This is a genomic window from Nocardia heshunensis, from assembly GCF_054782115.1.
Genome location: NZ_BAAGTC010000009.1, coordinates 846,681 through 859,604, shown reverse-complemented (window position 1 = coordinate 859,604; position 12,924 = coordinate 846,681). Strand labels below are relative to the sequence as shown.

Annotated in this window: 15 protein-coding genes; 7 read left to right on the top strand and 8 right to left on the bottom strand. The window is 63.4% G+C overall.

Going from position 1 to position 12,924, the window contains the following annotated elements:
- Positions 1–13: 13 nt before the first annotated feature.
- Positions 14–343: a PCC domain-containing protein gene (locus ACYVN4_RS32165; RefSeq protein WP_460725734.1), complete on the top strand. Its 330-nt coding sequence runs from the start codon at positions 14–16 to the stop codon at positions 341–343.
- Between the two features lie 8 nt (positions 344–351).
- On the opposite strand, the gene ACYVN4_RS32160 is transcribed toward ACYVN4_RS32165, so the two are convergent.
- The 3 genes from ACYVN4_RS32160 to ACYVN4_RS32150 all read right to left on the bottom strand — a co-directional run bounded on the left by ACYVN4_RS32160 (position 352) and on the right by ACYVN4_RS32150 (position 3,489).
- Positions 352–672, bottom strand: a complete 321-nt coding sequence (locus tag ACYVN4_RS32160; protein WP_460725733.1) for a hypothetical protein — start codon at positions 670–672, stop codon at positions 352–354.
- A 532-nt stretch (positions 673–1,204) separates the two neighbouring features.
- Positions 1,205–2,149, bottom strand: a complete 945-nt coding sequence (locus tag ACYVN4_RS32155) for a pentapeptide repeat-containing protein (protein ID WP_460725732.1) — start codon at positions 2,147–2,149, stop codon at positions 1,205–1,207.
- 299 nt (positions 2,150–2,448) lie between these two features.
- Positions 2,449–3,489, bottom strand: coding sequence for a pentapeptide repeat-containing protein (locus tag ACYVN4_RS32150; RefSeq protein WP_460725731.1), 1,041 nt, complete (start codon positions 3,487–3,489; stop codon positions 2,449–2,451).
- A 268-nt stretch (positions 3,490–3,757) separates the two neighbouring features.
- On the opposite strand from ACYVN4_RS32150, the gene ACYVN4_RS32145 reads away from it, so the two are divergent.
- The gene (locus tag ACYVN4_RS32145; protein ID WP_460725730.1) at positions 3,758–4,537 is read left to right on the top strand and encodes a hypothetical protein; all 780 of its coding nucleotides are present in this window, start codon (positions 3,758–3,760) and stop codon (positions 4,535–4,537) included.
- A 492-nt stretch (positions 4,538–5,029) separates the two neighbouring features.
- Positions 5,030–5,227 carry a hypothetical protein gene (locus tag ACYVN4_RS32140; RefSeq protein WP_460725729.1) on the top strand — a complete coding sequence of 66 codons (198 nt, stop codon included), beginning with the start codon at positions 5,030–5,032 and terminating at the stop codon, positions 5,225–5,227.
- On the opposite strand, the gene ACYVN4_RS32135 is transcribed toward ACYVN4_RS32140, so the two are convergent.
- Positions 5,221–6,456: a cytochrome P450 gene (locus ACYVN4_RS32135; RefSeq protein ID WP_460725728.1), complete on the bottom strand. Its 1,236-nt coding sequence runs from the start codon at positions 6,454–6,456 to the stop codon at positions 5,221–5,223. The two genes, ACYVN4_RS32140 and ACYVN4_RS32135, sit on opposite strands and share 7 nt — an antisense overlap.
- Before the next feature lie 77 nt (positions 6,457–6,533).
- On the opposite strand from ACYVN4_RS32135, the gene ACYVN4_RS32130 reads away from it, so the two are divergent.
- Genes ACYVN4_RS32130 through ACYVN4_RS32120 form a run of 3 tightly spaced genes read left to right on the top strand, consistent with a single transcriptional unit; the run spans position 6,534 to position 8,439 of the window.
- Positions 6,534–7,130 carry a TetR/AcrR family transcriptional regulator gene (locus ACYVN4_RS32130; protein WP_460725727.1) on the top strand — a complete coding sequence of 199 codons (597 nt, stop codon included), beginning with the start codon at positions 6,534–6,536 and terminating at the stop codon, positions 7,128–7,130.
- On the top strand, positions 7,130–8,077 hold the full coding sequence (locus ACYVN4_RS32125; protein WP_460725726.1) for an SDR family NAD(P)-dependent oxidoreductase: 948 nt from the start codon (positions 7,130–7,132) through the stop codon (positions 8,075–8,077). The genes ACYVN4_RS32130 and ACYVN4_RS32125 overlap by 1 nt, the downstream gene beginning before the upstream one ends.
- A gap of 47 nt (positions 8,078–8,124) precedes the next feature.
- The gene (locus ACYVN4_RS32120; RefSeq protein WP_460725725.1) at positions 8,125–8,439 is read left to right on the top strand and encodes a LapA family protein; all 315 of its coding nucleotides are present in this window, start codon (positions 8,125–8,127) and stop codon (positions 8,437–8,439) included.
- 1 nt (position 8,440) lies between these two features.
- Here the strand turns inward: ACYVN4_RS32120 and ACYVN4_RS32115 are convergent, their stop codons facing one another.
- The 4 genes from ACYVN4_RS32115 to ACYVN4_RS32100 all read right to left on the bottom strand — a co-directional run bounded on the left by ACYVN4_RS32115 (position 8,441) and on the right by ACYVN4_RS32100 (position 11,903).
- Positions 8,441–9,358, bottom strand: a complete 918-nt coding sequence (locus tag ACYVN4_RS32115) for a phosphatidate cytidylyltransferase (RefSeq protein WP_460726787.1) — start codon at positions 9,356–9,358, stop codon at positions 8,441–8,443.
- A 174-nt stretch (positions 9,359–9,532) separates the two neighbouring features.
- A complete protein-coding gene (gene frr / locus ACYVN4_RS32110) occupies positions 9,533–10,090 on the bottom strand; it encodes a ribosome recycling factor (RefSeq protein ID WP_460725724.1) in 558 nt (185 codons plus the stop codon).
- A gap of 36 nt (positions 10,091–10,126) precedes the next feature.
- Positions 10,127–10,861 carry a UMP kinase gene (pyrH, locus tag ACYVN4_RS32105; RefSeq protein WP_379356565.1) on the bottom strand — a complete coding sequence of 245 codons (735 nt, stop codon included), beginning with the start codon at positions 10,859–10,861 and terminating at the stop codon, positions 10,127–10,129.
- Positions 10,862–11,003: 142 nt separating this feature from the next.
- Entirely contained in the window at positions 11,004–11,903 is a 900-nt protein-coding gene (locus ACYVN4_RS32100; RefSeq protein ID WP_460725723.1) for a helix-turn-helix transcriptional regulator, read from the bottom strand.
- Positions 11,904–12,009: 106 nt separating this feature from the next.
- Here ACYVN4_RS32100 and ACYVN4_RS32095 point away from each other — a divergent pair, with 106 nt between their 5' ends.
- Entirely contained in the window at positions 12,010–12,894 is an 885-nt protein-coding gene (locus tag ACYVN4_RS32095; RefSeq protein ID WP_460725722.1) for an NmrA/HSCARG family protein, read from the top strand.
- Positions 12,895–12,924: the final 30 nt, after the last annotated feature.

The window sequence follows — 12,924 nt, the reverse complement described above, 5'->3', positions numbered from 1 at the left end:
TACCGTGCCGCGCATGCATGTCTTCGAGATCAAGAACAGCGAACTGCTCACCGGTATCAAGGCACAAGCCGACGCGGTAGGGATCACCGACGGCGCAATCGTGTCCCTCATTGGTGCCGCCGACTCGTTCACCATCTCCACCATGCCCGCCCACGACGCAACGGCCGACATCGTGAACATGTACACGATGCCCGCCGAGATGCACGGGACAGGCGAAATCGTTGACGGGATAGTGCACGTGCACGCCACCATGGCCGTTCAAGGCGACCGGGGAATAGCGGGACATCTTCACGCGGCACATATCGGGACATGGTTCGCCCGCGCCTACATCATCCCCTCCTGAACGCCGCCTCAGTCGGCCCGCAGAGCAGCCGTCAGCAATCCGAGCACTTCCATGTCCGGGAGAACGTCCCCGACTTCCACACCACCGATCACGGAGACGCCCACGCCCGACCGCTCCGCAAACTCGCCCTGCATCCACCGACGAAACTCCCGCGCCTTCAGCACACCAGCACCGAAATGATGCGCCAGCAACACGTCCCGGTACGCCCGTGGCATTACCCTCACCGGGAGGCGTGAACCCCAATACCAAATTGGTCTCCGCCATTCGACGAGCATCAAGAGCCAGCAATTCATCACGCAGAGAATCAGACATAAAAACAATTCCTTCAACTAAAGAACAAAACAAACAAGGCAATAGAAGATTGAAGACATCAATAAACAATCTGCAACCACACGAATGGAGCGACAGAAATGCAGTCGCCGACCACAAGCCCATTCCAAGAGAATGATAGGGTAGAGCTCCCGATAATGCATCGCCATTTGTTGGAAAACGGAGGATTGCGACCACCCAATTCGGGGGCTGAAGGTAGGTATTCCCTCGCACATCGGCGGGACCAACGCCCACACCGTACAGCAGCATAATCCGGGCGTCCCACTGCGAACTATGGCCACACTATCGAACGTCGCTCAGCGTTTGAATTAACCCAATCTATTATTGGCCACAATGGCGCTGTGAGCAGTTCCATAAAGGGGTGGTGAGTGACCCCCTTCACGCTTTCAGTGGCGACCCATCAGACCCAGCCGCCACGCGCATCCGCACCAGGGGAAAGGGGGTCAGCGCCCCTTTAGGGGCGGCCCCTCAGACCCAGCCGGCCCATCTCCCCCCGAGCTAGAAACATCGGAGTTACCAGGCATGCATGAACTACGGGCATCCTGCCGCTGTGGGGTGTTCAGGGAGTGTGTCGACAGACGCGGGCGGTGTGAATCCATGCGGCCATGCAATGTTGGCGGTTTTGTCTCTGACGAACCGCGCGCCGCCAATATTTTTGGCGTCGTCCTCTCGCTGAAGGTTTTCCCCCGGATAGGCGAATTGTGAGTGACTTAGGTCGCTGTCGACAAAACAGGCACCGCTAAGATTTGCTTGCTCCCATTTGGTGGACGTGAGATCGGCCCGGTCGAATGTTGTATTCGAGAGTAGGGATGCCACAAAGCTGGCCCCTGACGTATCCGTCAACAGGAACAGAGCGTTGGTCAAATCTGATTGATCGAAAATCGCGCCACTCAGGTCGGCTTCTGTGAAGACGCTGACTGTCCACGGTACGCTTTTATCTGGTGATGCAGTATGCGCATGGTAGAAATCGGCGTGCGCGAGCACTGACCCTGCAAGGTCTACGTTCCACAGGTCGGCATTGTCCATATTCGCATATGGAAGGCAAAGATGTTCTAAGTATATACCTTCATTGACTTGATAGCTTCTACGCCCGATTACCGTCAAGGCGTCTTCGACGTCATCGTCGATAGTCCGACTGGTGTCACATGGGCTACTGGCGGTAATTTTGGTTTTCTCTCGAACGAAAGAGGCTAGAACGGAAATAATCGCACCGCGAACGTCGCCGGATGCGTTTGCGAGTTGTTCGAGCGCGAATATCCCGCCTATGCGTGAGTTTAGATCCTTATCGAGTTCTTCGACGGCTTTTGAGAACCTGTCAGCGACGGCTGTTTGCCGGGCGATCTCATTTTGTTTACTCGTTGCTCGATAGCTGTTGTTTGTGAAATAGAAACCGAATAGAACACCGACAGCGGTAACAACAGCACCCAGCTTCAGCCACCCGTCCCATGTGGCGGCCTTGGTTATCGCGCTGCCCACGCGGCTTAATCGACCCGGCGCCGTCTCGGGCCCAGTAGTTGGCTCGGGCTGCACAGGCTCGCTCGTTGACCCCGGCTCTGGCTCCGGTTCAGGTGGCAACGGGGGTGCAGGCGATTGCGGCCGGTTCATTCCTTCTGCAAAGCCCCCAACGAGATCCCCGACGAGGCGGCCGACCCTTCGGGCTGGTCCAGGTGTACTCACACGCCAATCATCACACCACTCCGGTTGCCCCGCAGTGGATTTAAGTGCCCGCAGTAAGGGTGTAGCCTGATCTGCCCTTCTATGTGCAAGGGTCGATCCTAGCAGTGGGCTTCCCGGTCACTCTCTTTAATATCTATTTCCACACTTGGTGTGAAGTCAGTAGGCCAGTGCGTTTCATCATGCTTGTCGGCAACGAATCTTGCTAGGTCAATATTCTTCGTCCGGAATTCGCTATCGCCTGGGAAGTGAAAGTATGCTCCGCTGAGATCGCTGCCAATGAAACATGAATGTGTCAAATCTGAGCCGGTGAACGACGCCGAGACAAGGTCCGAGTCCCGAAATTCTGAGTATGTCAGATTTACCCCTCCTAACCCCGTGCCATTTAGGTTGGTCTGCGTAAAGTCGAAAAAAGAGAGATCGGATCCGGAGAGAGTAGCGCCTGAAAGGTCCGCTTTCTCGAAGAAAGCTTTCCCGGTCGCCCTCGGGGGTAGTGGCGAGTATTTCGCTCCGAAGAGATTCGCCGCATGCATGTTAGATGCTACGAAGATTACGTGCTGCAAATTGGCACCGGATAGGTTCACGTGCGGTAAGCATGTATTCGAGAGATCGACAAGCTGATCTAGGTCGAAGGTGCGGCGGGCTATCACATTCAATGCGGCCTGGACTTCTGGAGCCGGCTTCTTTTGCGGGTCGCAAGCCCCGTTCGTCAGATCGGTCTTTGCATGAATGAATGTGACGATGACGTCAGTAACGATGGAGCGTAGATCGACCTGATCATTGGCAAGCTGCCCGAGCGTATAGACAGCACCGACCTGCGAGTACGTGTCTTTATTTAGCGCTTCAATCGCTTTGGTGAACTTGTCAGTGATTTGCGACTGTCTCAAATTCGAGTTTGCGGCGCTGGTCGACTGCAACGTCTGGCTAGTGAAGTAGAAGCCGACGAGCACCCCCAGGGCGGTCACTAACGCGCCAAGCCGCGGCCATCCATCCCATGCCGCCGTCTTTAACGTATGGCCGCCGAAGCGACTTAACAGGCTGGGCGCGACCTCGGGAGTTGCTTCGGGTTCTGCCGGCTGTGATTCCGGGCGTCGCAGTCCGGTGACTCTGCTCAGTCTTCGGCGTGGTTTAGGGCTGCTCACCTGCCAATTATCACACCACTTCGGTTGCGCCGCAGTGGATTCAAGAGCCCGCGGGCGCACATTGGATTGAACGAATGAGTGTCTTCGACGCCGCGCAACGCGGCAAGCAATTGGACGTACTAACCGCGCTACACAACTCGCCGGCTGAGATTAATCGCCGTAACTCGTGGCGAGCACCTGCATGTATCGGAGTTCAGCAGTACGACACCGTGCCTTCAGCGGCGTATACGTCCGATCCTCCGGCAGTGGCCGAACCAAGGACGACTGCATGACGTCCTTCTGGGAATCGTGGGAAAAGAACCGGCGCAAAGGCTCTCGCCGTAAGCGCATAACCACCAAGGAAGACACAACGCTCACGCTCAACGACAAGATAAGCAAGGCGTTCAGGCTGTACATGGACGACTGCGAAGCCAGAATGAAGGCAACTCTGAAGGAGAAGAGCCGCAACAACTATCACCAGGCGATCTACCCAGCTGCCGACGGCGCGCACACGGCCAAGCAGGATGCGATCGGGCTCGAAACCGAGTTGGGCAACCTGTCCATCGCTGAGGCTGGGCAAGTTCGCTGGCTGATCGACTACCTAGCCGACGTGAACGACGAGTACCCCGGCGTGGCCGCCATGCACTACAAGGTGTTGTCCGCCGTGTTCACCATGCTTAAGGGGCGCGGCCTGTTCGACTACTCCCCCATGAAACTCGTTGATCCGCCGAAGAATCAGCGGGCACTGACCGCGCCGGAACGTGAGGAGCTGTACCGCGTCTTTGACGGGTACGCGGGCAAGCGGCAAGCCGCGCAATGGTTGAAGCCGCTCACGCTTACCCTGCTAGGAACCGGGGCGCGAACATCTGAGGGTCTCGCGCTCTGCTGGTGTGACCTATACGAGTTGGACGACACGAACGGCATCGCCTACATCGGGGCAACGATCGTGAAGAACACCGGCAAACCGGCCCACAAACAGCCTGGACGAAAGCGGGGCGGCCGACCCGTACTACGTGACCCTCCCCCAGTGGCTCACAGCGGTTCTGAGGGACTGGAAGCAGGTCCGTAACCCTTCGAGACGGCGTTCGTGTTCCAGGCCCAAAACGGCGGACACAATCACGGCATCATCGCCGGGGCGGTCGCGGACGCCCGGTTGAGGAAGGTGCGAGCGGGTACCGCCCTCGAATGGGTCGAGTTCGGCAACATGCGGGACACGGCAGCAACGGAGGTTACCGGACGGACTGGTGACGACCGACGGGCCAGCGCTCAACTGGGCCACTCGGAAAGGCTCCACTATGGCTTTGCGCTACTACATTGATCCGCAGGGCTACGCGCACAACGTCGTTGACAATGGCGATGCTCTGGAGTTCCTGAACCCCAAACGGACGGTAATCTAACGGTTTCGGAGGATTCCACCCTCAATCCAGGGTGTTGACCTGGGAATATGACTGATTGAAGTAATAGCCCGTCCAGTGTACGTATCGCTGATCCCGGGCCGGGCAGCGCGTTCCCGAGGTGACGACACTCACTCCCCCGCCCACCACGGCGGTACCCTCTCCCGGTGACCGAACGAGATCCACAGTTGGACGAACTCGCGGCGCAGACCGCCCTGCTCCGGGAGGAGTTCGGGGATATGGGCTTCACCGACGAGTTCGCCGACGTGAACCAGCAGCTCGACCAGCTCATCGCCGGACTCGACGAGATGGGCCGCGAATTGGACGCCGCGCTGGACAAGCTCCGCGACGCGGAAGATCAGTAACGGACCCGGAACTCCTTGATGCCGTTGAGCCAGCCGGAACGCAGTCGGCGGGGGTCACCGAGGCCGGTGATGGCGGGCAGGTGGTCGGCGATGGCGTTGAAGATCAGGTCGATTTCGAGGCGGGCGAGGTTCGCGCCGATGCAGTAGTGGGCGCCGGTGCCGCCGAAGGACAAGTGCGGGTTGGGATCCCGGCGGATGTCGAAGCGCTCGGGATGCTCGAAGACGGTGTCGTCGAAGTTGGCGGCGCGATAGAGCATGACGACCCGCTGCCCCTTCGCGATGCGGACACCACCTAGCTCGATATCCGCGAGTGCGGTGCGCTGGAAGGAACTGACCGGCGTGGCCCACCGAATGATCTCGTCGGCGGCGGCGACGGGGCGCTCGCTCTTGAACAGCTCCCACTGATCCGGATTGTCGAGGAACGCGAGCATCCCGTGCGTGATGGCATTGCGGGTCGTCTCATTGCCCGCCACGGCCAGCAGGATCACGAAGAAGCCGAACTCCTCGGAGGTGAGCGCCTCGCCGTCGATGTCGGCGTGGACCAGTTCGGTCACGATGTCGTTGGCGGGGCTGGCTTTTCGCTCCTCGGCGAGATGCCAGGCGTATCCGAGGAGTTCGGTGGCGGCGGCAATGGGCTCGACGTCCGCGTAGTCGGGGTCGTCATAGCCGGTGACTTCGTTGGACCAGTCGAACACCTTGCGCCGATCCTGCTGCGGTATGCCGATCAGCTCGGCGATCGCCTGCAAGGGCAGCTCGGAGGCGACCTGGGTGACGAAGTCGCCCGCTCCGGCGACTGCGGCCGCTTCGACGATCGACTTCGCGCGCGCCGACAGTTCCGCGCGCAGCCCGTTGATCGCGCGCGGGGTGAAGCCCTTGGCGATCAGCTTGCGCATCCGCGTGTGTTCGGGCGCATCCATATTGATCAGCGAGAACCGCTGCATCTCGATCTGCGCGCGGGTGATGTCGTCGTTGAAGCGGGAGATGGCCGTGTTCTCGAAGCTGGAGAACACGTCACTGCGCCGCGACACCTCCTTCACATCGGAATGGGTGCTGACCACCCAGCACCCGCCGTCGTGGAACCCGCCCACTCCCGGCGGCTGCGCGTTCCACCAGATCGGCGCCGCGCGACGCAGTTCCGCGCATTCCGCGGTGGGCACGCGGGCGGCCCACAACGCCGGATCGGTGACGTCGAATCCCTCGGGTAGGTCCGGAAGCGAACTACGAGCCATGAGCGCTCTCCTCGGCGATATTAATTATGATATGACCTATAATGTAATTACCCGGAGCCCGGAAGGGGCGTAAACCGATGACATCGCCGCCACGACCCGGCCGCCCCCGCGATCTCGACAAGGATCTCGCCGTGCTGGTGGCCGCACGAAAGTTGCTGGCGGAGGTGGGATATCAGCAGACCACGATGTCCGCCATCGCCCGCCGGGCCGGGGTGAACCCACCCGCCATCTACCGGCGCTGGCCCAACCGCGACGCCCTGCTCGAAGAGGCCGTCCACGGTCCCGGCGCGCACCCGCTGCCGGAACCGACCGGTGATCTGCGCGCCGACCTGCACACCTGGGCTCGCATCTTCCTCAGCCGTGCGGCCAGCCCCGCCGCCCGCGCGGGAGTGCCCGGCCTGCTGGCGGATTCGCAATCCGAAGAGGCCCGCCAGCGCTTGCTCGCGATCGGTGCGCCGGTGCGCAAGGCCTTCGCCGAACTCCTCGGTCAGGCCGCCGACAGCGGGCAGATCCCGGACGGTGCCGACCCGGACCTGCTGTTCGAAATCCTTTCCGGCACCACCACATTCCACGCCCTCGCCCGCGGCGGCGACGACCACGACGGCTTCGCCGCAGCCCTTGCCGACGCCCTGTTCACGATGGCCCGACACACCCCGCCCGAGGAATCCCGCTGATGTCCCACGAACCACGCACGGCAGCAACCGCTTTCGACCACACCACTACCGCCGCCGAGGTGATCGCGGGCATCGACCTGCGGGGCCGGACCGCCGTCGTCACCGGCGCGACCAGCGGGCTGGGCGCGGAGACGGCCCGCGTGCTGGCCGGTGCGGGCGCGGCGGTGGTCCTGGCCGCTCGGGACGTGACCACGGCAGCCGATGTCGCGCAGCGCATTCGCGCCACCACCCCGGACGCCGATCTCTCCGTCATCCCCCTCGACCTCGCCGACCTGGCGAGCGTCACCACCGCCGCCGAGCACCTCACCCGACAGCACCCGGCCCTCGACCTGCTCATCAACAACGCGGGCGTGATGTATCCGCCCCTCCTGCGCACCGCCCAGGGCTTCGAATTGCAGTTCGGCACCAACCATCTCGGCCATTTCCTGCTCACCACCCTGCTGCTCCCCGCCCTGACCGCCGGTGCGGACCGCTCGGGCAGTCCGTCACGGGTGGTGTCGGTCTCCTCGGACGCCCACCGCGCGTACCCGATCGACCTGTCCGACCCCAACTTCCACGACCACGCCTACGACAAGTTCGCCGCGTACGGCCGATCCAAATCCGCGAACGTCCTGATGACCACCGAACTCCAGCGCCGCCATGCCGACAACGGAATCCACGCTTACGCCGTCCACCCGGGCGTCTGCGCCACCGGCCTGGCCCGCCACCTGACCCGCGCCGACTTCGCCGAGATGAAAAGGCTCGCCGCGCAACGCGACCCGAACCTGCTCGACAACCTGAAATCGATCCCGGCCGCGGCCGCCAGTTCCGTCTGGGCGGCAACCGACCCGCAACTCCCCGGCGGCGCCTATGTAACCGACTGTGCGATCGGAAGAGCCGAACCCCACGCCGTTGACCTCGATACCGCGGCGGCCCTGTGGACCCTGTCCACGACATTAGTGAGATAGACCGCGATATCCGGACATCGGCCATAGCAATCAGCAATGATTCAGCTATGACAACCGCCGTGCCAGACGCCGGGGCGGATCCGACCCCGAGCAAGGGTAGTTCGAAGCACAAGGGCGCGCTCAAGACTCGCGCCGGTTATGCGTGGATCGGCCTGCTCATCGCGGCCGTGATCGGCATCCTGCTGCTGGTCTTCATCCTGCAGAACCTCGAGCAGGTCAATGTGACCGTCTTCGCCTGGGATTGGAATCTGCCCCTGGGCGTCCTGGTCCTGCTGTCGGTCATCGCGGGCGCGCTGGTCACCGCCCTCGTCGGCGGCTACCGCATCCTGCAGCTGCGGCGCGCCGCCAAGAAAGCGAAGTAGTTCAGAGCAGCGCGGTCAGCACCAGCCAGGCGACGAACGCGGACGGCAGCATGGAGTCGAGGCGATCCATGATGCCGCCGTGGCCGGGCAGCAACGTGCCCATGTCCTTGATGCCGAGCTCCCGCTTGACCTGCGATTCGATCAGGTCACCACTGGTGGCCACCAATACCAGGCCCACGCCCAGCAGCACACCGATCAGCGAATTCGCGTCCAGCAGCAGCGTCACGGTGAGCAAGCCGCCGATCACGCAGAACACCAGCGAACCGCCGAAGCCCTCCCAGGACTTCTTCGGGCTGATGTGCGGCACCATCGGATGCTTGCCGAACAGCACGCCCGCGATGTAGCCGCCGACGTCCGAGCAGACCACCAGGACCATGAACGACAGCACCCGCAGGTTGCCCTTGTCCTGCTGCAGCATGAGCACCGCGAACGACGCCAGCAGCGGAATCCAGGCGAGCACGAAGACCGCGATCGCGGTGTCGCGCAGATAGTTTCGCGGCGTGGCCCGCAGGCCGTGGTCGAACAGGCGCCACACCATCAGGGTCAGCGCCGTCGCGCCGAACGCGCCCAACACCCCCTGCGGCCCGGCCGGCCAGGCCAGCCACACGATGGCCTGCCCTCCGACCAGCAGCGGAATCCGCGGGACCTTCACATCGGCCTCACGCAGCCGCTTGGCCACCTCCCAGGTGGCCACCGCGATCCCCAGCGCGATCACGCCGACGAGCACCTTCGGCGCCCACAGCAGGATCGCGATGAGGGACAACCCCAGCCCGAAGCCGACCGCCAGCGCCGCGGGCAGATTGCGGCCCGCCTTCGACGCGGGCGCTTTCGGCTGCTCCGCCTCGGCCGAATCGCCACTCGGTGCCGCCGGATCACCGCTCGGCACCGCAGCACCGTTGCCCGGCACCGCCGAATCCAGGCCCGGCACCGCCGAACCATTGCTCGGCTCGGCCGAATCCACGCCCGCCGTGCTCACCGCAGGCGCGCCGGTCTCCTCCGGCGCCTCGCCGGTGGCGGCAGTCTCTTCGGCCACGATTGTCCCGTCGCTCACTTGTCGTCCCGTCGTCCCTACCCCCGGCCGGTGTCGGCCGTCCTAGACCTCGAGCAGTTCGCTTTCCTTGTGCTTCACCAGCTCGTCGACCTGTCCCACGTACTTGGACGTGGTCTTGTCGAGTTCCTTCTCGGCGCGGCCGACCTCGTCCTCGCCCGCCTCGCCGTCCTTCTGGATGCGACCCAGTTCCTCCATGGCCTTGCGGCGCACATTGCGGATCGCGATCTTGGCGTCCTCGCCCTTGGACTTGGCCTGCTTGACCATTTCCCGGCGGCGTTCCTCGGTCAGCTGCGGGACCGAGATGCGAATGATGTCACCGTTGTTGGTGGGGTTCACCCCGAGATCCGAATTGCGGATCGCGGTCTCGATCGGCTGCATCTGCGCCTGCTCGTAGGGCTTGATCACGACCATGCGCGGCTCGGGCACGGTGATCGAGGAGATCTGGGTGATCGGCGTCATCGAGCCGTAGTACTCCACCACGATCCGCGAGAACATGCCCGGATTCGCACGACCGGTCCGAATCGAAGCCAGGTCGTCCTTCACCACCGAGACGGCCTTCTCGAATTTTTCCTCGGCGTCGAAGAGCGCTTCTTCAATCACGGCGATTCCTCCACTGCGTCATCGTTCTTGTCTCGGTCATGACCGGACCAGCGTGCCGATCTTCTCACCGGCGACCGCGCGGGCAATATTTCCCTTGGTCAACAGATTGAACACCAGCATGGGCATCTGGTTGTCCATACACAGGCTGAAGGCGGTGGCATCGGCGACCTTCAGGCCGCGTTCCAGCGCTTCACGGTGGGTGATGTCGGTGAACATGGTGGCGTCCGGGTCCTCGCGCGGATCAGCGGTGTAGACACCGTCCACGGCCTTGGCCATGAGCACCACTTCGGCGCCGATCTCCAGGGCGCGCTGCGCCGCGGTGGTATCGGTGGAGAAGTAGGGCATGCCCATCCCCGCACCGAAGATCACGACGCGGCCCTTCTCCAGGTGCCGCTTGGCGCGCAGCGGCAGATACGGTTCGGCGACCTGACCCATGGTGATGGCGGTCTGTACCCGGGTGTCGATGCCCTGCTTCTGCAGGAAGTCCTGCAGCGCAAGGGAATTCATCACGGTGCCGAGCATGCCCATGTAGTCCGAGCGGGCCCGCTCCATGCCGCGCTCCTCGAGCTCGGCGCCACGGAAGAAGTTGCCACCGCCTATAACGACCGCCACCTGGACGCCCTCGGAGACGACCTCGGCGATCTGCTCGGCGACCATCTGCACCACATCGGGATCGAGACCCACCCGGCCACCGCCGAACATCTCGCCACCCAGCTTGAGGAGCACTCGGCGATAGCCCTTGCGATCGGGGGCGGTATCCGGGTCCGTCATCGGTCTCCTTGTCTCGGCAGTCGAGCGTGCACCAGGCACATGAAAAGACCATCCCGGCCGACGAATTGCACGGGACGGCAACAAAGCTTCATCTATCCTGCCTCACGACCGGTCACGACGGTGAGGCGACCCTCGATACCGCCTACCGATTCGTGACATTTCGGGCTTGTTGTCCGGCCGCCAAAACTACGGCGATTCGCTGCGCCGCGACCGGCGTGGCGGGCGCCTGCACCACCATCAGCAGATTCGGGTCCTCCACCGGACGCAGTTGGAACACTTCGAGATCGATCGTTCCCGTCAGCGGATGGCGCACGGAAATGGTCGCCGGGCGGAATCGGCGCACCGGATATTCCGACCACCAGCGGCGGAATTGCGGGCTCTCCGAGGTCAATCCGGCGATCAGGGCCGTCAGCCGGGGATCGTCGGGACGGCGGCCCAGCGCGTCACGCAACTGGCTGACCACGGCGCGGGCGGCGCGCGCCCACTGCGTCATATTTCGGCGATTCTCGTTCTCGGTGAACATCATCCACAGCAGATTGCGACGCCCGGCGGGCAGTTCCAGGGGATCGTCGCGCACCAGCACGTAGGCACGATTCCACACCAGAAAATCGAAATTCGAGTCGTAGACACTGGCCGGACTGGGCATGACCGCGTCCACCAGGCGTTGCAGCCGGGCCCGGTCGGTATCCGGTTCGGTGTCCTCGGGTTCCGCGAGACCCGCCAGAAACCGCAGGTGGCGATGCTGATCCGAATCCAGCCGCAGGGTGCGCGCCAAGGCGTCGATCACCTGGCGGCTGGCGGCGACTTCCCGCCCCTGCTCGAGCCAGGTGTACCAGGTCAGCCCCACCCCCGACAGCTCGGCGACCTCCTCGCGCCGCAATCCCGGCGTGCGGCGGCGGGCCGGATCCCCGTAGGGCACCAGCCCGACGTCCTGCGGCTGCAGTCGAGCCCGTTGCGCCCGCAGGAATTCCCCCAGCTGGGCGTGCCGGGCCGAGCCGTGGCGCCCGGACGAGGGATCGGAAGTGCTTTCGCCGCTTATCATTCGGATATCCCCCTGTACAGGCATCTGCCTAGCAGTATCGCCACCAGGACAGGCCCCCGCCCGGGTTCCTACCGTCGAAGCGAGATCGACACGACGGGAGCCGAACATGAGCAACGCGCAGGGACCGGTACTGGTCATCGGAGCAACCGGGCGGCAAGGCTTCGCCACCGCGACAGCACTGCTCGAAAAGGGTTGGCCGGTGCGCGCTTTCGTCCGCAATCCGGAGGCCCCGAAGGCGCTGGAATTACAGGCCGCAGGCGCGGAACTCGCGGTCGGCGACCTGGACGACGAGGACTCGCTGCGGGCGGCCATGGACGGCGTCCACGGCGTCTTCCTGATGCTGACGATGATGGAGGGTATCCACATCACCGCGAAGGGCATCGCGGACGAGGAGCGGCGCGGCAAGGCCGTCGCCGAGTTGGCCGCGAAAGCCGGTGTCGCACATCTGGTTTACACCTCACTACAGGGCGTCAACCAGGACTCGGGCGTCGAGTACTACGACGCCAAGGAACACATCGAGGACCACATCCGCGCGCTCGGCCTGCCCGCGACCATCCTGCGGCCGGTGCTGTTCATGGACAATTTCGCCACCTACAACCGGCCCACCCGCGACGGCGACGATCTGATCCTCGCGCTGGCCGTGCTGCCACACCTGCCGATGCCGCTGATCGCCATCCAGGACATCGGCCGTTTCGCCGCCCTGGCCTTCGAACGCCCCGCCGACTTCCTGGGCCGCGAGATCGTCATCGCCGGCGACCTGCTGACACCGCCGCAAATTGCCGAAATCCTCGCCCGCGCAGCCGGATTGACCCCGCGCAGCGTCCAGGTCCCGGTCGAGCAGGTCAGCGCCTTCGACGAGCAGGTGGGAAAGATGTTCGCCTTCTTCAACTCCCGCCCCACCCCGCCCATCGACATCGCCACCCTGCGCACCGCCCTCCCCGAGCTGATGACCCTCGAGGAATGGCTGCGCGCAACCGGCTGGCAAGTCTGAGCGGGGCACCGTTGCCCCGGAAAGAGGGGG